This window comes from Pseudoalteromonas sp. 31A1, from assembly GCF_011378815.1.
Lineage (GTDB): Bacteria > Pseudomonadota > Gammaproteobacteria > Enterobacterales > Alteromonadaceae > Pseudoalteromonas > Pseudoalteromonas arctica.
The window spans coordinates 1-20825 of sequence record NZ_WTKY01000020.1 but is presented as its reverse complement, the minus strand read 5'-3'; the positions used below and the strand labels follow the sequence as shown (position 1 = coordinate 20825).

Genomic DNA, 20825 nt, shown 5'->3' with positions numbered 1-20825 from the left:
TAAATTAGCACCAAACTGGTGGCTACAATTTACAAAATGCGTTTTAGCATTCAGCTTAATATTTTTAATTCATATTATATTTTCTGTGAACCTAAAAATTGTTTTTCTCACTGTAATGCCAGCTCTACTGATTATTACTACTTTTAATATTCTTCATCTTCGTTTTTTACATTGTTATAAAGCAGGCATTTGTTATACGCGTTTATGCACAAAGCGTTATATCAATAGCGAGGAAATTAGTTGCGTATCATTTAGTTCGTTTTTTCTTTTCACCATTTTTAAGGTGGAGTTAGATAATGGTAAAACGTTCCATTTTTATAACTGGCAACTTGATGATGAAACGCAATCAGCTATTTCTAAAATGTACTGCAATAAGTTAGCTAACAAAATTGAAAATATTAGCGATAAATGCAATGCTTGATCTTTAATTTAGATAGTAAAAAGGAGCGATTAATCGCTCCTTTTTTGTTTTATAACGCGCTAATTAAACTTTTTTATAGCCTTAGCTTTTAGCGCTTTCATCTTTAGCCTGCGTGGCTTCTTAAAAGACTGGATAGGCATTGTTACCAACTGCTCTTGTGGTAGTGCCGGTATTGTTTGTGGATAAGCACCTTCCTTTGGTACCGAAATTTCTTTTAGATGTATTTTAAGTGCTTCTAGAGTTGAGTCGTTATCAACTTCACTAGGGCAAATAAATATACCTAACTTTCTTAGTTGTACACCGAGTTTAATGCTACTGGTATAACGGATAATCGGAGCGCCTAATACTAAGCCCAGCAATATAGGTGATAACCACCAAAAGAATACTGGTGTGAAGTAGTAAGCCGTACAACCCCATGCAATAGCCACAATAGTTGAGAATAACGTATAACCAAACGCCTCTTTCCACGGAACCATACGACCTTCGCGCGGTTGTGCATCCCACTTCACTTTTTTACCTAAAAACACACAAAGTACAAAGTAAGCATGAAATACCATCATTAATGGGGCAACAATAATAGCAAATACGGTTTCAATGATTGAGCCTAGTATGAGCTTAATTGAACCACCAAAGCGTTTGTTTCTATGTATTAAGGTGACTATTATGCCCATTAGTTTAGGCATTAATAAAATAACAATAGTTAAATACAAGAGTGAATCAATCAGATCGGTTTTAGCTATTTGCCATGTAGGGAATAATTGATAAACACGGTTAAAGTACACATCACTATTTAATGCGCGCGTTACTGCATCAATAGTACTTAGCGCTAGCATTGAGAGCCAAATTAGTGATGAAATATAGGCTGTGGCACCGAGTAAAAAGTGTAGCTTACTCATTAATTTTAATTTGGATGACGATAGTAAACCTAAGTGCTGAATATTACCTTGCACCCAGCGTCTATCGCGTACAGCGTAGTCTAGAATGTTACTTGGTACTTCTTCATAGCTACCTTCAATATCTGATAGCAACAATACATCCCAACCAGCACTGTGAAGTAGTGAAGCTTCTACAAAGTCATGACTTAAAATTTCGCCGCCAAAAGGTGCATTACCTTTTAGTGTTGGCAAGCCACAGCACGTTATAAATGCTTCAACTCTAATGATTGCATTATGACCCCAGTAGTTGGCTTTATCAGTTTGCCAAAAAGCTGAGCCAGTAGCAAGCATTGGGCTATATAGCACTGACGCAAACTGTAAAAAGCGGCCAAAAAAGGTATCTTGACGAACAGGGATCGGAATAGTTTGGATCAGGCCTGCTTGTGGGTTGTTGAGCATACTTGTAGTAAGCTCTAACATACATTTCCCGGTCATTACGCTATCTGCATCAAGCACAATCATATGGTCGTACTGGCTGCCCCAGCGCTCACAAAAGTCGGTTAGGTTACCTACTTTACGGTGTTTGTTATCTTCGCGACGACGATAAAAAACGTTTTTAGCCGTATCACCTAAACGTTCACACAATGCATGCCATGCACTTAGCTCGTTTTTAGCTATTTCTGGGTCTTGCGTGTCGCTTAATAAGTAAAAATCAAAGTTTGCAAGTTGGCCTGTTTCTTTTAACGATTGCAGACTTACTTCAAAGCCCGCGATAACACGGTGGGTGTCTTCGTTGTAAATAGGCATTACAACGGCGGTTTTTTGGGCGTTAATTGCCTCACTATTAAACTCAATTGGTTTAATACGCTTTAGCGTAAGTGGGTCAATTCGTAATAGCTGTAATACAAAGCCGATTGTTCCACTACAAAATGCCGTTACAATCCAGGCAAAAGTGATTGAGAATAATACTAAAAGAGCATACTCAAGTAATGTCATACCGTTTGAGCTTAAAATCTCAAACATAATAGATATGCCGTAGCCAGATGTGCCAAGCGCTGCAATAGCAAATAGCCAAACTCTTAATGTTTTGAATGGCATTGGAGTGCCCTTACCTTTATTACTTGATGTCATTTGGGTACCAAACATAACTCCATACCTCGCTAATTTCTTTATCACGTAGTTTTAACGATAAACGCATATCAACGGGTTGATCGTCCTGTGGTGCAATTTTAAAGGCTACACGCCATCCGCGTGAATCAGGCAGTTTTTGTACATTCACGTCGGTTACTTCGCCTGTTGTAAGTTGAATGTCGGCATCTAGCTTTAACTGTTCAGAGAGTTGATTTATTTCTGACCCAGTAAAATCAACAGTAAATTGGCGATGGCTTTTTGGTGGAGGGTTGTCCTCACCAGGTAAAGCGGCGCTACCGATCCTTGTGCGCAGTACTCTCGCTTTCTCGTGCTGAGTTAAAACTGCATTAAAGGTCGTCATTTTGTAGCTTAGCTTTAATGAATCACCGGCTTTCATTGGCTTTTCTGGTACCCAGTAACTGACGATATTGTCGTTAGTTTCTGTGTCAGTAGGTATCTCTACAAGTTCTACACGGCCATTTCCCCATTCACCTTGTGGTTCAATCCATAGACTAGGGCGGTTGTGGTAATGTGCTTCTGTGTCCAGATAGTTATTAAAATCTCTGTCTCGTTGAGCTAACCCAAAACCTTTTGGATTATTGTATGAAAACGAAGTTACACTTAGCTGTGAAGGGTTGTTAAGAGGGCGCCATACCCATTTATCATCAGCAGATTGAGTTAATAGGCCATCCGAGTCATGAACTTCAGGGCGATAGTCATCAAAAAATTTGGTACTGTTTTCACCGTGGTAAAACATACTCGTTAATGGAGCTACGCCGAGCTTTTTAATATCTTTACGTGCAAATATCTGCATATCAACATCAACTAGCATATTAGTTGTAGGGTCAACACTAAACTTGTATGCACCCGATATAGATGGGCTATCTAATAATGCAAAAATGGTAATTTGTGTTTGGTCGGCCTTTGGTTTAACTAACCAAAACTCTTTGAACATTGGAAATTCTTCACCTGAATTTTCTGCAGTATCAATGGCAAGGCCTCTAGCTGATAATCCATAAACTTGCTGAGGGCCAACAACTCTAAAATACGATGCTCCCTGAAATACCATTACTTCGTCTTTATACTCGTTAGTATTTAACGGGTAATGTAAGCGAAATCCAGCATGGCCTAGTTGAGTATCCGCAACACTTTTAGCTATTTCTTCTTGTAGTGGTGCAGCAGTGCCATCGTATTGGTAAAAGTCAGTACTGAAAGGTAAGCGACTGCGTTTAGAGTCGCTATCAACGGTATTTATTGTCACAGGTGTTTTATATAAAAAACCAGGATGGAATAATTGCAGCTCGTACAGGCCTTCATCTTTCCATACTGCTTTGTCTTTTTTAAATCGAATTGAACGGTAATCTTGATAATCAATATTGTTAAGTGCTTCAAGCTCAATGTTTTTAGGCGCCACGTATTCTTCGCTTGCTAACTTTTTAGCGCGGGCGCTAATTACGTCAAATAAGCTACTTTGTGGGATTGCTACATCAACGGTTGCAGCAATCGCTTGGTTGCTATTGCCCCAAGTCGAAAAAATAATAAGTAGACCCAGTAGTGGTGCTGACTTCTTTTGCCATTTAGGCAGATTTTGGGTTAGTTGTTTCATTCTCATTCCTTTATAAAAACACGACTTATTTTTACGTTTAGGGTAAATATTGATTTTATTTTGTAAGTACCTTCTAAATAACTTAGAGCAAAATTTAAACCTTAATAAAAGTTCATATTTTTCAATAGGTAATGTTTACATACATAATTCACTGAGGTTTTGTTGTGTAAAATTCACTCAAATGTATGTAGTTGTTACTGATTAATTACTAGAAGATTCACAGATCGTCTGAACATATTACGGGGGGTTTAATGAAGCTTGTCTGAATTACATTTGTATAAAATAAAAAAGCCGCAAGAGCGGCTTTTAAATGTTTAGATTTAACTTAGTTATTTCTTTTTAAATCGACGCACTATTGATAGTGGTGCTAAAAGAAGTGATAACCATAATAATGAACCTGCATCATTATCATCATCTGAGCGTAAGTTATTTACTTTCACGGCTACTTTTTCAACGTTAGATAAGTTACCCACGCTATCCTGAGCTTGCACTGTTAAAGTAATACGATTTTCAAATTCGTAATCAATCTCTCCAGCAACAATTAGCTGCCCCTGATTGTTAATAGAAACGCTGTCATTATCTGATGTAATAAATTTAACAACTGGTGATTCATCGGCATTTGGATCACTAAAATCGAGTGTGCCGATAATTGTTCCAATTGCGCTGTTTTCATCGACTGCAAAAACTTGATCAGCTTTAATAACTGGCGTTTGTTCTTCAGGTGTTAAAGTGATTTCAGATTTAATATCAATAATTACAGGGTCGTGATCTGATGCGCGGTATGCACTTTCAGAGTACAAACTAGATTGTTGACCTTCGCTTTTAAACTCTACATTGTAATCAAGAGAAATAGGTTCATCTGCGTTGATGTGCCAATCTGTTGCTGCGACAATTTTGCTAAGTAGTGATTGGGTAGCTACTGCATGATCTAAACTACCTGCGCGACCAGAAAAACTGTAAGAATAACCAAGCGTATCACCATCAATTTCTGCAACTACATTTTTGTAGCCTTTATCAGCAAATGCACGTATAGGATCTTCCATTGCGTAAGCATTCATATCGCCGACTAAAATAGTATCTTCGTCGTCAACACCGGTTGGTTTGCTATCAAGCCAATTTGCGAATGCATTAGCACCTTCTGTGCGTATTTCATTCCAACAGCCTTGTCCATCACCTGAATCTGCATTGTTTCCAGAAGCACTACCACAGCTTTTAGATTTAAGGTGTGACACAGCAACAGTAAATACTTCATCAGTTTCTAATGATTTAAAGCTTTGTGCAATTGGAGCACGGTTACTAAAATCAAATGGAGCCTCAGTCGTAATAGCAGCAGTACCTACTTCTTCTACTTTGTTAGCACGATAGATAAGTGCGGTAGTAATTGCATCGGTACCAATTTGATCTACGTTAAAATCAACAAATGCATAGTTGTTAGCACTATCAGCGTCATTTAATGCATCTACTAAGCTTGCAATTGCACTAAATTCGCCAAAACCATCATTTTCAATTTCCATTAAACCAACAACATCGGCCTGGATAGCGCTAATGGCACTTACAATTTTAGCTTCTTGGCGAGTAAATTCAGCTTCTGAATCTGCACCTCGGGCTGTAGGGAACCCTCCGCCTTGGCCATCACCATTAAAGTAATTAAGTACGTTAAAGCTAGCTACACGTAAATCTGCTTCAGCATTAAGTTCAGGCGCATTTTCACGTGCATTTGTTGCAATAAACGAAGGTGCTACAGTTGGGTGGATTCTGTAAAGACTAAAGCTATAAGCAAGTGCCCCCGTAACCGTATTAACTGTATCGCCAGTACGTAATGTATTTTCTGCTGATAAACCTGGAGTTGGGTAGGCTGTAGGGTCTAAGTTTTGTACTGTAGAGCCATCATCTAGTAAAATCTTTTTAAGTAGATTTTCAGTTTCAACTGCATTAGCTGCATCTCCAGGTAATGCAACTTGGGTACCTTGATACAAGCGTTCTGTTGCTAATTCAACTTCACCATATCGACCAAGGCCAAAGTTATTAGTTACTACTAATGGTTGTTCTAATGTAACTAACATACCTTCAAAAGCTTCTAAATCAGTTGTATCAGCTAAGGGTAAAGTGATTTTTGTAGCTGCTGCAGCTAAACCAGTGTCACATACGGCAACTTGGCTAACACTGCCGATTTGTGTTGCATCAAAATATTCTTCTACAGTACCTTGTACACGGACATGGTCGCCTACGTTTACGTCAATATCTGCAAAATAAACAAATACACCTTCAGAGGTGAGAGGATTTGCATCTATGTCAGCAGCAAGTGAGCTAACAAAAAAGCCTTTTAATTGATCATCATCTTGGAAGTCTGCGGTTACAATACCCTCAAATTCTACTAAAGTATCAACAAGCGGGCTTGCAGAGCTATCGCCTTGTATAGCGTTAATTAGTACTTTTTCTGCGCCACAAACAAGTGGTTCAAGTGGTTCTGGTTCTGGAATTGGTTCAGGTGTTGTTCCACCATTACCTGCATGTGAACCTAAGCCATCAAAGTCATCTTGGTCAAACTGTACCCATTCTTCACTTGGGTTAAACTCTGCGTCAGGTGTTGTTCTACCTGCGGTAATACTATCTTTTCTACGAAGTGTTTTATTTTGTGTTTGTACTGCGCCCTCAGACCAAAACGAACCGGGATCTACACCGCGCTGGCCAAAGCTATCGACTACAGTGCTACCTTGCATTAGGACTAATGCATCATCACCATTAAAGTTAGCAACACCATGTTCTAAATCGGCTTTTTCTTTTAGTGCATCATTTGAACTTGAATTAACAACAACAAAGGTACTGTTAGCTGCCAAAGTACCAGACAAATCAAGAGTTGATTGAATTGTAGTTTTGCCATTTACATACAAACTTAGTGAGTACTGATCAAGAGTTAGTGGAGATGACGAGTTATTATAAAGCTCAATTGCTTTATTATTACTGCTTCCCTCTATGTATTCTGAAATGATTAGATCTGCGGAGGCTGGTGCACTGAGACTTGCTATAACAAGTGCGAGTGGTGTTATTTTTGTTTTAAACATTTTTTTATTATTCCCGTGTATTAATCCCAAAATGGGACACCAGTTTAGAGAATAAATATGACGAAAATAATACAAAAATGTAAACGAATGTAAATAAAAGGCGGTTTAACCGCCTTTTTATAAAAACCTTACTTTTTAGCTAGGTATTGTGCGGCTTGCTTAGCAAAATAGGTCAATATTCCATCAGCGCCTGCACGCTTAAATGCAAGTAAAGACTCCATTATAGTAGCTTCCTCACTTAACCAACCGTTATCAATAGCTGCTTTGTGCATTGCATACTCGCCACTTACCTGATATGCGAAAGTAGGTACACCAAACTCGTCTTTAACACGACGTACAATATCTAAATAAGGCATGCCAGGCTTAACCATGACCATATCAGCGCCTTCTTGTAAGTCTAATGCGACTTCACGTATTGCTTCATCAGAGTTTGCTGGGTCCATTTGGTAGGTTTTTTTATCGGCACCTTTTAAGTTCCCAGCAGAACCTATTGCGTCTCTAAATGGGCCATAGTAGCTAGATGCATATTTAGCTGAGTAGGCCATAATACGGGTATGCACAAACCCATCAGCTTCAAGTGCTTCACGAATTGCAGCAATACGGCCATCCATCATGTCCGAAGGGGCAATTACATCAGCGCCCGCTTCTGCATGCGAGAGTGCTTGTTTAACTAAAATTTCGGTGGTTACGTCGTTTATTACATAGCCTGTGTCATCAATAATGCCGTCTTGACCGTGCGTCGTGAATGGATCAAGTGCACCATCAGTAATTACACCCAACTCAGGAAAGGCTTCTTTTAAAGCGCGAACAGTGCGTTGCACTAAGCCATCGTCATTATATGCTTCTTCGGCAAATAGTGATTTTTTGTCCGCAGGGGTTACCGGAAAAATAGCAACGGCAGGTACGCCAAGCTCAACAAGTTCTTTTGCCTCAAGTAATAGTAAATCTATCGATAGACGTTCAATACCAGGCATTGATTCAATTACTTCGCGACGATTTTTACCTTCTAGTACAAATACAGGGTAAATTAAATCGTTTACACTAAGTTGGTTTTCGGCCATTAAGCGGCGAGAAAAGTCGCTGCGGCGCATTCTGCGCATGCGAGTATACGGGAAAAGGTCTAATCCTGATTGGGCCATATTAATATGCTCCTACTGTGGTAATGGAAAAGTGATTACTTGATTACGGCCATGTTGCTTTGCGTAATAAAGTGCTTTGTCGGCGCACTCAGTAAAAATTTGAGGGTTGCTAACATCATCAGCAATGCTGGTGTATACACCAGCGCTAATTGTAAATTGAATATCATTATTGGCAACCGTTACTGTACTGGCTGAGATAGCTGCTCGTATTTTTTCAGCTATGTCTTGTGCACCTTCGCTGGGGGTATTAGGTAATAGCACCACAAACTCTTCACCGCCATAACGAGCAACTTCATCGAGTGGTCGCTTTAAATGATCTTTTATAAGGTCAGATACAGCTTTAATAACTTGATCGCCAATTATGTGTCCGTATGTATCGTTAATGCTTTTGAATCGGTCTATATCAAGCATAACAATACTAAGCGGCGTTTGTTCTCGGCGAGACCGACGAATCTCCATTATTAGCTTTTTATCAAAAAAGCGTCTGTTTTTTATTCCGGTTAAAGCGTCTTCGGTATTGAGTAACTCAAGTGAGCGGTTTTTTTCTTCAAGTTCTCTGAGTGTAACTTGTAATTCAAAGGTGCGTTCGTCGACTTGTGATTCGAGTTCTTGGCGTGTTTTTTCTTGTAACTTTAAGCGCTCTTTAAGTAGCGTATCTTGAGCTGCATTTTCAGCAATCAAGGTTTGCTGAGCAATTACTTCTTCATCACGTTGCAAAATAAATAACTTCATTACACTGTAGCATAGACAAAATGTGCAGCTAAAAAAGCATGTAAATACAAATGCTAATGTACTTCTGTCAAAGGCGTATAACCCTATTACTGCAACAATAAAATAAAGCATCACCACCAAGAAAAAAACTAATACGAGCAGTAGCGCTTTATTAGGTTTAGAAGGTGATAAACGTATGCACATAAGTGTAGTTGCAATATAAAAGCCTAAAACGATTGGGATAGTAGTTAAGCAAAATAGTGTCACTATATGGGTTGGAAATAGCCAAATAAACAATAACGAGACACCTAATGCATTAACTATCACTTTTTGAACCGTTAGTAAAAAAGAGGGCTTTGGATGGCAAATTTGCTTTTGTAAAGGCAAAAACATTAAAGCAATAAGCATAAGTAATATAGGGATCATAACTTGCTGTAACACTGGCAAATTAGGGTGAATATATTTCAGGCCAAAGCCACAAATGTAGGCTAATAAGCTACCTAATGTGAGGGTAATTAAACCAGCATAAACAAAATAACGTTTACGTGAAAAACTATATAAAACTAAGCAACTCACGCCTAAAGAAAATATAAAACCAATCAATAAGCCATAGAGTAAATTAAGTTTACCTTTATGTGCCAAATAAGCTTCTGGTTGCCACAGCGTTAAAGGGACTCGCAAGCCGGAGCTATTCGTCACTCTCATAATAATAATGGTTTCGCTATTTGCAGGGCTAATTAGTTTAACTAATAAAGATTCACTCTTAATCGCACGCTTATTAAGGGGGTATCCATCGCCAATTTGGGTGTGAGAAATTAATTGCGAGTTATGTAACTGATATACTTGAACGTCGTTTAGCAGAGGGTTGTTTAGTGACAACAGTTGTTCGGTATCATAACTAAGCGTGTTTTTTATTTTAAATTTCATCCATACAGAACGCTGCTCAAGACCTAGGTTAAGAGGTTTACCTGTGTTTTTTTGCCACTGTATATGGCTACTTTGTTGTGCATCTAATAGCGAAGTTGGTTCAAAAGAGTAATGCAGGTTATTAATGTCTTGGGAGTTAAAATCATGTTTTATTATTACAGGGCTTGCGAAAGAGCAAAAAGTGCAAAGAAGCATCAATAGACTTAGTAATGCTTTTGCGCACGCCATTAGCAGCTCTTTAAACCAAAAACATTGTAAAAGTTTTCTGTAGTTTTGTGGGCCACAACTTCTTCATCTATTTGATAAAGTTGTGCAACCGTTTGACAGATATAAGGAAGCAGAGCGGGTTCATTTTTACGCGATTTAGGTTTTGGCTTAACTGTTCGTGGAATTAAAAATGGTGCATCAGTTTCTATTAATAATCGATCTAGAGGAATGCTAGGCACTAGTTGTTGTAAATCTTTACCACGCCCTTCATCACATACCCAACCCGTTATACCAATATACAGACCTAAATCTAAATATTGCTTTAGAGCTGCTGAGTTACCCGTAAAGCAGTGGAGTACACCGCGAATATTAAACTCTTTTAAAATACTTAGCATGTCGTCACTTGCATCACGTTCATGTAAGTAAACAGGTAAATCTAATTTTTCGGCAAGTGCTAGGTGGCGTCTAAAAACACTACGCTGTACATCGCGAGGCGAAAAGTCACGGTTATAATCAAGGCCGCATTCACCAATCGCTATGACTTGCTTATTGTTTGCAAGTGCAGTTAATTGTGCTTCTAATTCATTCGTCGCCGATTTAGCATCATGTGGGTGGACACCCGCCGTAGAATATTGGAGATGTTTTATCGCAAGTTCAAGTGATTGCTGACTACTCGCAATGTCACAACCTATAATAAGCATATTTTTAACACCGGCTTCGCTTGCACGGGTAATTACATCATAATGCTGGTCATCAAATTGATGATTAGTTAAGTTAACTCCAGCATCAATTAACGTATATGACATTATTTAGTACGTTTAACGCGAATAGAGCGGTTTTTACCGTCTTGTTTCAGTAAAAAGGAGTTGAATGCACCGCGGCTGATTACAATTGTATCGTTTTCTTTTAAACGCATGCTGTCAGAGCCAATTTGACGCCATTGTTGGCCGTTATCTAGCGAAATAATTAACTCGCCATAAGCTGCTTCTTTCACTGAAGTAACCATAGCTTTAATTTCAGTCTCTTTTTCTACCTGTGATTCTTTGTGCTCTAAGCCAAAATCGTCAGTTTTTGCCTTTGCTTGCATTGGTGCAGCAGCTACGGCTTGAGGTACATTGTTAGCCGTTGGTGGAGTGAGTGTTTTTGTTATTGTTGGCTTTGTTAGTGATTTACCAGCAATTGTATTGTCATAGCAAAGTAATCGGTTAAAGTCATTTTCAATAAAGCTACATGCTTGCAGGGCCTGAGTATTAAATTCAGTTTGCGCAGCAAAAGTTGGGGCACTTAATAAAACCAATAGTGAGAGTAGTTGTTTTTTCATTTTATTCCTCAGATTCTTTTTGTGGTTTGGCGGTATAAAATTTTGCTAAAATTAAACCTAGTTCAAACAAAAGAAGCATCGGAAATGCTAATAATGTTTGTGATAAAACATCAGGCGGTGTTAAAAACATTGCCACTACAAATACACCCACCACGATATAAGGGCGCTTTTCTTTTAAGCTTTTTGTTGTTGTTGCGCCACTCCAGCATAGCAGCATAATAGCTACTGGAATTTCGAAAGCGACACCAAATGCAAAAAATAGTTTTAATACGAACCCTAGATAGCTAGCGATATCGGGTGCGAGAGTCATCATCTCAGGACCTGTGCTTGTAAAAAAACCTAATATAATTGGTAGTACTGCAAAATAACAAAAAGCGATACCACCATAAAACAAGACAACGCTTGAGATTAGTATAGGTATTAGCATTTTTTTTTCATTTTGGTACAAGCCAGGAGCTATAAACCCCCAAATTTGATGAAGTATCCATGGAGTAGATAATAAAGCTGCAACAAAAAAAGTAAGCATCATAGGGACTATAAAAGGGTCACTCACATTTATAGCTATCATGGTCGCGCCATTAGGTAAATGAACCACTAATGGTGCAGCTATAAGTTCGTAAATATCATCTTTAAAATAAAACAGTGCGATAAAAAATAATAAAATGCTCAATAGTGCTTTTATTAGTCGATCACGTAACTCAATTAAATGAGATACAAACCCCGATTTTACTTCCTCAACCATTATTTTTTATACCATGTAGTAAGTTGACCACAAAGTGAGAGATAAACTTCACTTTTTTTCATCAAGTTGTTGGCTATTTGATGTATCCGGTTGTTGTTTCTTGTAGCTGTGAGTAACTGACTCAGCCGCTTTTTGTAGCTCTGTTAATGAGCTTTGTAGCTCAGGGCTTAAATCTTTTAGTTCTTGTTGTTCTGCTTTTTTAAGGTTTTCGTGAAGTTCATGAATGCGCAGTTCTTCACTTACTTCTGCTTTTACCGAGTTGGCAACCGACTTAGCGGTTTTAACCCATTTACTCACTGTTCTAATAGCAACAGGTAAGCGCTCAGGGCCGAGTACCACTAAGCCAACAATAAAAACTACAACAAGTTCCCACATACCCATACTTATTAAACCTTATTGTTATCTTTGGTTTTTTCAGTATTGATTGAGTCGCCAACGGTGCTTTTTTCTGATTGTTGAATTTGCTCTGATTTTTCTTGCTCGTTAGCTTGATCATCCGACATTGCTTTTTTGAAGCCTTTAACAGCGCCGCCAATGTCTCCACCCATACCGCGTAGCTTTTTTGTGCCGAAAAGCAAAACTATGATTGCCAAAACAATTAATAATTGCCAAATACTAATACCACCAAAACCCATGGTTTTCTCCAATATATAAAATGGTTAAATGTCTATTTTAAATACTAATTATACGCCAAATAGCGTAAATAGCACTCAGTTTATGCGCTGCGCCATGCTGCTATAAAGCTAATAACAGATAAGCCTATTGCAATACTTGCAGCTACTAAATCGTACTGTAAATAACAAAGTGTTGCCATGATCATTGTAGCACTACCAAATAAACCTAAAATTAAAGGTTTATGAGATACCTTTTGTTCTTGAGGTTGATGAGCGTGTGGTGCACGCTTTAAATTTTGGTAAATTAGATCGGGTAGCTCGGGCATTTTTTCAGCCCAAAATGGTAAGTTAGCATACATTTGTTTCAATATAGATAACGGGCCGACTTGTTGCTTTACCCAATCTTCTAAAAAGGGTTTGGCTGTTTTCCATAAGTCGAGTTGCGGATACAGCTGACGCCCTAATCCCTCAACGTATAATAAGGTTTTTTGTAGTAGGACTAACTGTGGTTGTACCTGCATGTTAAAACGACGTGCGGTATTAAATAAATTTACGAGCACGTGACCAAATGAAATTTCAGCAAGGGGCTTATTAAATATAGGCTCGCATACAGTGCGAATCGCAAATTCAAACTCTTCAATACTGGTATCGTGTGGTACCCAGCCAGAATCAACATGCAACTGTGCTACTTGGCGGTAATCGCGATTAAAAAAGGCAATGAAGTTTTCGGCTAAGTAGCGTTTGTCTTCTTTACTTAAAGTACCAACAATACCGCAATCAATACCGATATACATTGGATTTTCAGGATGCTCGCGAGAAACAAATATATTGCCAGGGTGCATATCGGCATGAAAAAAGCTGTCCCTAAACACCTGCGTAAAAAATACCTCTACGCCACGCTCAGCCAATAACTTCATATTGGTGTTTTGCGCCATAAGCGCATCTTTATCAGATACGGGTATACCGTAAATACGCTCCATTACAAGTACATTACTGCGGCTGTAATCACTATACACTGCAGGTATATACAATGACTCAGAACCTTCAAAGTTACGCTTTAGCTGTATGCCATTGGCACCTTCTCGCATTAAATCGAGTTCATCAAGAAGCGTTTTTTTATACTCCTTAACAACTTCGACAGGACGAAGACGTTTTGATTCGTTGTGTACCTTAGCGAGGACTTTGGCAAGTTTTTCCATTAACGCCAAGTCTGCATTAATTTGCTCGTGAATATTTGGTCGAATGACTTTAATTACGACATCTTGCTCAATGCTTTGCTCATCAATCAGCTTTGCTGTATGTACTTGTGCTATTGATGCTGACGCTAATGGTGTTTGTGAAAACTCACTAAACAATTCGCTTATGTCGTTAACTTCGAGTGCTTTTTCAATTATTTTTTGGGCTAGCTCACCTTCAAATGGCTGAACTTGATCTTGTAAAAATGCCAGCTCTAAAGCGATATCATGTGGGAGTAAATCACGACGGGTTGAGAGCATTTGACCAAATTTAATCCAAACAGGGCCAAGCTCTTGCAGTGCTAAACGTAAGCGTAAACCATGAGATTTTTCTTTGTGTTGATTACGTAGCCAAAATAAACTGCCGCGAGCTACTTTACCAAACCAAGGGATCTTATGTTTTGGAATTAGTTCGTCTAGCCCATAGCTAAGTAACGTTTTGGTGATGTTATATAAACGTGCAGTCGACACAAAAAATCCTTAGAGAGGCTTCGGAGATGAAAAAGAGTTTAATAAAGCATTTATGCGCTGCTCAACGGCAGCCACTTGCCCTTTGAGCTCTCTATTTGTTTGTTTAAACTGCTCAAGTTCTAATGGATGAATAGTAATTGCGAGCTCATCTTGGCATAAACTTGTAAGCATTGTACTTATTTTAGTATTGGTTTTGCTGCCGTTTTGTTTTAGTTTTTTTAAGTGCAGGTATAACTGCTGAGCGGGGGTATCGCCAATATATTTAGAAAACTGCTCAGGCCAATCAATATCAATGCCTGAAAACGCATTACTATAAGTTTGCGCAATATTTAAGTCGCCTTGCAAGTCGAGCTTATCTTGGCGAATTAATTGGGTAAGCATTGCTGGGTTTTTGAGCGCTAAAAGCGTACCTATGTCGGCGCTGATCATACAATCTGCGTTTTCATTGCTTTGGGCACTATATAAGTGTAATTGCTCAGCGCTATAAACAAGTTGGATGCTTTGTTGCCAGTCTCTTACTTCAACCACTAAGCGCTGATGTTTAACGGCGCTTAGCTTTTGAGATAATTGTGGGTCAAGGCTAAGTGCTTGATTTAGTACACGCTCAATAAGCGAAAGTACAAAATTAGGTAACATAAAAAATTCAGATGGCATTGCATCATTATTATTTTTTGTTATTTTCTCAAGCGCCATAACTGCTAGCCTTAATATTTAAAACCACGGTGCAGCGCAACAATTCCGCCTGTGAGGTTTTGGTATGTTGTTTGCTCAAAGCCTGCATCTTCCATCATCGCTTTTAGCGTGTCTTGATCTGGATGCATACGAATAGATTCAGCTAAATACTTATACGATTCACTGTCGTTAGCAACTAGCTTACCCATTGTAGGCAATAAATTAAATGAGTAAAAATCGTAAGCTTTACTAAGTACGTCATGCTCTGGTTTTGAAAACTCTAAAACAAGTAAACGACCACCTGGCTTTAAAATACGGTACATAGAGCGTAATGCTTTGTCTTTATCGGTAACGTTACGTAAGCCAAAGGCAATAGTGATCACATCAAAGCTATTATCTGGGAACGGTAGCATTTCTGCATTCATTTGTACGTAGTCGATATTGCCCACTAATCCAAGATTATGAAGTTTTTCACGACCAACTTTAAGCATAGATGAGTTTATATCACCCAAAACAACTTGACCCGTTTCGCCCACTAATTGGCTAAACTTTGCCGTTAAGTCGCCAGTGCCGCCGGCTAAATCGAGTACATGATGGCCTTTACGAACACCTGAGCTTGCAATAGTTTGACGTTTCCATAAACGATGCACCCCAAAAGACATTAAATCATTCATTACATCGTATTTTGCAGCTACTGAGTGAAATACATCAGCAACCATAGAAGCTTTATCGTTCTCGGCTACTGTTTTATAACCAAAATGCGTGGTCTTTTGTTCGGTTTCGTTCATGATTAATCTCTATCGTGACAATAGAGGTTAGTGTACTTTATTGTACACAGTAGGCGCAATTTGAATATGATTTATCAGGTAATTTATTGCCCTGCAGTGTAACTACTTTGACCTAATGAACGTGCTTTAAAAGCCGCATGAGATGCTTTTTTTGCTAACTGATTAAAATCATCTTCTTGTTGATGCTGAGCAATTCCTAGTGATAAGCCAATACTTGGTAGCTTGATACCTGTTTTTGAACTAACAAAGCGTAGCTTTTCGACCCCATTTCGTACTTTTTCGGCAATAACATTAGCTGTATCTGGGTCTATGTCGGCGAGGAGAACAGTAAATTGATCTTTTGCTGTGCGACCAGGTAAGCCACTTTGAAAAACATATTTTTGCACTTGCTTAGCGACTTTACTCAAAATGACTTCACCAATAATATCACCATAATTTTTAGTAAAGTGATCAAGGTTGTCTATTTGAATCGCTATTGCGCAAATAGATTTTTGTTGATTAGTCCACACTTGGGTTTGTTGCGTTAAATAATGGCGCTTATAAAGCCCTGTTTGGCTATCAATAATATGCTGTTTACGAAGTTGAGTTAGCTGCTTTTGTGTTTTTTCGTGTAGTTGTTTGGCTTTGCTTAGCTCTTGCTTAAATTGCTTATGTTGGTTGAGTAATTCGGCGGTTTGATTATGAAGAACTTCAAGCGCTTGACGGCTTTGTTCTATGTTGTTCTCATCTAGCGAATGTACGCATTCGCTCACTTGACCCGCAAAGCGAATTATTTGCTTTTCAGTAGTTTGAGAATTTTGAGAAAGTGAGTTTATAACACCATCAACATTTTGAATCATGTTGACTTGCGCTTTGTGGCCAGTATTTAAAAACTCAGAATGTAGTTGTTCAATTAAAACGCTATCTATATTGTCTTCAACAGCGATAGCACGGTCTAAAGCTTTATTTAGCTTGAGATTAGTTTGACTGGTATAAGCATAAATAACGTGATAATTCAGCGGCGTAGGTGGGAGCGTATAGCGCTCTAAAAAAACACACACTTTGGTCATTTTTTCTTGTGCAATAGCCATGGAATCATGGAACATCATTTTAAATACCAACTAAGTACGCATAAGTGCAAATTTTAAAATATCTCATTCCATGAGGCGGTTATGCGTCCGAGCTTTTTATTATTTTTTATACAGTAATCATTATCCGGGCTATTTAAAAGCAAAAACGATAGTTAGGGAACTTAAATTTTGCTTTAGCAGCTTAATCGCTGTTTTTCTCATCAATTAGGCTGGTTTTTACTTCATTTAATGTATGTAACGTATTAATACACTTGGTATAAGTAGGGATTATTACTATGAGGTTGGTCTCATTTACTTGCTATTTATTTACCCTACGATAGCTTTATGAAATTAATAACACTGCTAAGTTACATTATAATGAATCATTTTTTAATTAAGCCACTTCGCCAATCTTTATTTGGTATCACGGTTTTGTGCTCATTAAGTGCATGCCAAATGACCATGCAAAATTCAGATCAACAATTTACTCAAGTAGCGCAAAGTATTGTTGATTATAGAGAAAGTATTAACCCTTACGATAGTGTAGGTGGTGTTGAAGGTTATTTATTACCAAATTTATCCCCTGAATTTTTAGCGCAAGAATATAAAAATAAAACGCGATTACTTTCTGAATTAGACATTATTAATATTGAAAAGCTAAGCGACGAAAATCAAATTAACTTCGATATTATTCGAGCTCAAGTACAAAACAGTGTCGATGAATATGTATTTAATGCGCACTATATGCCGCTCACCTCTGAATATGGGTTTCATTCTGGTTTGTCGTACATAATAAATAGCTCTCAATATAAAAACCCGGAAGATTACCAAGTGTATCTTGCACGATTGGCGCAAGTTCCACGCTTTTTTGAGCAAAACATGTATTGGATGACAAAAGGACTTGAAACTGGGCTTACTCAACCTAGAGCTGTATTAGAAGGTTATGAAGATTCAATTAATGCTTACATTGTTGACGATGTAACTACGTCTGAATTTTATAAACCATTTTTAACTAACACAGCTGGTTTAAGTGAAAGTGAATTTAAAGCACTACAACAAAAAGCTAAAAATATTATAAAAGAAGAGGTTATAAAATCTTATAAAGGTTATTTAGCGTTTTTTACGCAGCAATATCGACCTGGTGCACGTACAAGTATTGGTACATCAAATACACCTAATGGCGAAGCGTTTTATAAAAATAGAGCTAAGTACTACACCACTACCGATATGACACCTAAAGAGATTCACGAACTTGGCTTAAAAGAAGTTGAGCGAATTCGTAGTGAAATGGAAAACGTAATAGCAGAGGTAGGTTTTAAAGGCACGTTTGCCGAATTTATCCACTTTTTACGCACTGATCCACAATTTTACGCCACAACACCAGAGCAACTTTTAAAAGAAGCATCTTATATTGCTAAAAAAATGGATGCACAACTGCCTAAATTATTTCATACCTTACCGCGCAAACCTTATGGTGTAGCACCTGTACCGGCAAGTATTGCACCTAAATACACAACCGGTCGATATTCAGGCTCTAATCGAGATGATGAAGCAGGGTATTATTGGGTAAATACTTACGCTTTAGATAAGCGCCCTTTGTATGTTTTAGAAGCATTAACGCTGCACGAAGCCGTGCCAGGTCATCATTTACAGATATCACTTAATGCAGAGCTTGAAAATCTGCCGAGCTATCGCCGTGATGCTTACCTCTCGGCATTTGGCGAAGGTTGGGGGCTTTACTCTGAGTATTTAGGTTTAGAGGCAGGCTTTTATCAAGACCCATATAGCCGTTTTGGTCGTTTAACGTATGAAATGTGGCGAGCAGCGCGTTTAGTTGTTGATACAGGTATGCATATGTATGGCTGGAGTCGCGAGCGTGCCATGAACTTTATGAGCGAAAATACAGCGCTTTCGTTGCATAACGTTAAAACAGAAACCGATCGTTATATAACATGGCCTGCACAGGCGCTTTCGTACAAAATAGGTGAGCTTACTATTAAGCGTTTACGCATTGAAGCAGAGCAAGCGCTAGGAAAAAGCTTTGATATTCGTGAATTTCATCATCAAATATTACGCCATGGTTCAGTGCCTTTATCGGTACTTGAAACGCAAGTGCGTTTATATATAAAAGCAGAGTTAGCTAAACAACAGAATTAGATATAAGGCAGTTAAAGCCTTGAACAAATAAAAGTGTTATGTCATTTTGGTGGTATAGCACTTTTTTATTTTAAAAACAGTCATCAAGGGGCCTTGGGTGAGTAATTTTATAATGTTTAGTATTGATGTATTTGCAAGTATGTTTATTGTTGTTTTAGGGTTATTGGTTTTAATCGTTGTCGTTTTTTATATTCGAGATGTAACACAAACCAAGCATGCAATTAGACGTAATTACCCTGTTATTGGTCGCTTTCGATATTTTTTTGAACGCCAAGGTGAGTTTTTTAGACAGTACTTTTTTGCTCAAGATAGAGAAGAAATGCCGTTTAACCGCGCAGAGCGAAGTTGGGTTTATCGTGCAGCAAAAGATGTTGACCGTACGGCTGCATTTGGCTCCACGCAAAGCTTAGAAGTAACTGGTACGGTTATGTTTATGAACTGTGCATTTCCTACTTTAGACGAAGAAGCGCTCGACCCGAGTAATGTTACTTTGGGTCCATACTGTAAAACACCTTACACGACCAACTCGTTATTCAATGTGTCTGGTATGAGTTTTGGTGCGCTTTCAAAGCCAGCTGTACGAGCCTTATCAAAAGGGGCAAAACTAGCGGGTTGTTGGATGAACACCGGTGAAGGGGGGTTAAGTCCTTATCACTTAGAAGGTGGTGCCGATTTAGTGTTTCAGATTGGTACAGCTAAATATGGTGCACGAGACGAGCATGGAAATTTAAGTACCGAAAAGCTAAAAGAAATAGCGGCTCATGAACAAGTAAAAATGTTTGAACTTAAAATGAGCCAAGGTGCAAAACCAGGTAAAGGCGGTATGTTACCAGGGCGCAAAGTTAACGCCGAAATAGCTAAAATTAGGGGCATACCAGAAGGGCAAGATTCTATTAGCCCCAATGGTCATCCTGAAATTAAAAACCCAGCCGATATTCTCGATATGATTGCCACTGTGCGTAACGCGACAGGTAAACCTACAGGGTTTAAAGCCGTTATTGGTGCTTACGGATGGTTAGAAACGTTGTTCGCTGAAATAAACCACCGTGGTATAGAGTCCGCGCCTGACTTTATTACCATAGATAGTGCTGATGGTGGTACGGGCGCAGCACCACAACCGCTTATGGATTCAGTGGGTTTACCACTGCGCGAAAGTTTACCGCTTGTAGTTAATATGCTTGAAAAACATGGACTGCGAGATCGTATTAAAATAATCGCGTCTGGTAAATTAATTGTTCCTTCAAAGGTGGCTTGGGCGTTAGCGCTCGGTGCTGATTTTGTTGTATCGGCTCGAGGGCATATGTTTGCACTGGGCTGTATTCAGGCAATGCAATGTAATAAAGATACCTGTCCGACCGGGATCACTACGCATAACGAGCGTTTGCAACGCGGCTTAAATGTAGCTGATAAAGCGCAACGAGTAGCTAACTATAATAAATACATTCATTACGGAGCTGGGCTAATAGCTCATTCTTGTGGTGTGACTAGTGCACGCGAATTAAAACGTGAACATGTACGTATAGTGCAAGAAAGTGGTTTATCAGAACCGCTCGATAAAATTTACGAAAACTATAAGTAAGTTTTTAACTAACTAAAAAAGGCGCTAATAGCTGTCTCTTATACACAAATCCCTGCTAAGAAATTAGCGGGGATTTTTTTGAACTAAATCTCAATGTCATGATCAGATCTTCAAATCT

Annotated in this window: 16 protein-coding genes; 2 read left to right on the top strand and 14 right to left on the bottom strand. The window is 38.6% G+C overall.

What is annotated here, in order from left to right; translation table 11 throughout:
- Positions 1-480: 480 nt before the first annotated feature.
- The 14 genes from mdoH to GQR52_RS16300 form a co-directional block, all read right to left on the bottom strand.
- On the bottom strand, positions 481-2442 hold the full coding sequence (gene mdoH, locus GQR52_RS16365) for a glucans biosynthesis glucosyltransferase MdoH (RefSeq protein WP_024593824.1): 1962 nt from the start codon (positions 2440-2442) through the stop codon (positions 481-483).
- The gene (locus tag GQR52_RS16360) at positions 2414-4033 is read right to left on the bottom strand and encodes a glucan biosynthesis protein G (protein WP_101216230.1); all 1620 of its coding nucleotides are present in this window, start codon (positions 4031-4033) and stop codon (positions 2414-2416) included. Before GQR52_RS16360 ends, mdoH begins: the two co-directional genes overlap by 29 nt.
- A gap of 329 nt (positions 4034-4362) precedes the next feature.
- Entirely contained in the window at positions 4363-7095 is a 2733-nt protein-coding gene (locus GQR52_RS16355; protein ID WP_165729109.1) for an ExeM/NucH family extracellular endonuclease, read from the bottom strand.
- A gap of 128 nt (positions 7096-7223) precedes the next feature.
- On the bottom strand, positions 7224-8234 hold the full coding sequence (gene hemB, locus GQR52_RS16350; protein WP_165729108.1) for a porphobilinogen synthase: 1011 nt from the start codon (positions 8232-8234) through the stop codon (positions 7224-7226).
- 12 nt (positions 8235-8246) lie between these two features.
- Positions 8247-10100: a diguanylate cyclase gene (locus tag GQR52_RS16345; protein WP_165729107.1), complete on the bottom strand. Its 1854-nt coding sequence runs from the start codon at positions 10098-10100 to the stop codon at positions 8247-8249.
- A complete protein-coding gene (locus GQR52_RS16340; protein WP_165729106.1) occupies positions 10100-10885 on the bottom strand; it encodes a TatD family hydrolase in 786 nt (261 codons plus the stop codon). Before GQR52_RS16340 ends, GQR52_RS16345 begins: the two co-directional genes overlap by 1 nt.
- Positions 10885-11400 carry a hypothetical protein gene (locus tag GQR52_RS16335; RefSeq protein WP_024593820.1) on the bottom strand — a complete coding sequence of 172 codons (516 nt, stop codon included), beginning with the start codon at positions 11398-11400 and terminating at the stop codon, positions 10885-10887. The genes GQR52_RS16340 and GQR52_RS16335 overlap by 1 nt, the downstream gene beginning before the upstream one ends.
- Before the next feature lies 1 nt (position 11401).
- A complete protein-coding gene (gene tatC, locus GQR52_RS16330) occupies positions 11402-12142 on the bottom strand; it encodes a twin-arginine translocase subunit TatC (RefSeq protein ID WP_165729105.1) in 741 nt (246 codons plus the stop codon).
- 48 nt (positions 12143-12190) lie between these two features.
- Entirely contained in the window at positions 12191-12523 is a 333-nt protein-coding gene (gene tatB, locus GQR52_RS16325) for a Sec-independent protein translocase protein TatB (RefSeq protein ID WP_165729104.1), read from the bottom strand.
- A 5-nt stretch (positions 12524-12528) separates the two neighbouring features.
- Positions 12529-12777, bottom strand: coding sequence for a Sec-independent protein translocase subunit TatA (gene tatA, locus GQR52_RS16320; RefSeq protein ID WP_165729103.1), 249 nt, complete (start codon positions 12775-12777; stop codon positions 12529-12531).
- An 80-nt stretch (positions 12778-12857) separates the two neighbouring features.
- Positions 12858-14462: a ubiquinone biosynthesis regulatory protein kinase UbiB gene (gene ubiB / locus GQR52_RS16315; protein WP_165729102.1), complete on the bottom strand. Its 1605-nt coding sequence runs from the start codon at positions 14460-14462 to the stop codon at positions 12858-12860.
- A gap of 9 nt (positions 14463-14471) precedes the next feature.
- Positions 14472-15155: an SCP2 sterol-binding domain-containing protein gene (locus GQR52_RS16310; RefSeq protein WP_165729101.1), complete on the bottom strand. Its 684-nt coding sequence runs from the start codon at positions 15153-15155 to the stop codon at positions 14472-14474.
- 11 nt (positions 15156-15166) lie between these two features.
- Positions 15167-15922 carry a bifunctional demethylmenaquinone methyltransferase/2-methoxy-6-polyprenyl-1,4-benzoquinol methylase UbiE gene (gene ubiE / locus GQR52_RS16305; protein WP_024589468.1) on the bottom strand — a complete coding sequence of 252 codons (756 nt, stop codon included), beginning with the start codon at positions 15920-15922 and terminating at the stop codon, positions 15167-15169.
- 83 nt (positions 15923-16005) lie between these two features.
- Positions 16006-16992, bottom strand: coding sequence for a GGDEF domain-containing protein (locus tag GQR52_RS16300; protein ID WP_165729149.1), 987 nt, complete (start codon positions 16990-16992; stop codon positions 16006-16008).
- Positions 16993-17349: 357 nt separating this feature from the next.
- Here GQR52_RS16300 and GQR52_RS16295 point away from each other — a divergent pair, with 357 nt between their 5' ends.
- Together GQR52_RS16295 and GQR52_RS16290 are read left to right on the top strand one after the other, a co-directional pair.
- Complete coding sequence (locus GQR52_RS16295) at positions 17350-19128, top strand: DUF885 domain-containing protein (protein ID WP_165729100.1); 1779 nt, start codon at positions 17350-17352, stop codon at positions 19126-19128.
- Between the two features lie 112 nt (positions 19129-19240).
- Positions 19241-20707 carry an FMN-binding glutamate synthase family protein gene (locus GQR52_RS16290; protein WP_007579865.1) on the top strand — a complete coding sequence of 489 codons (1467 nt, stop codon included), beginning with the start codon at positions 19241-19243 and terminating at the stop codon, positions 20705-20707.
- Positions 20708-20825: the final 118 nt, after the last annotated feature.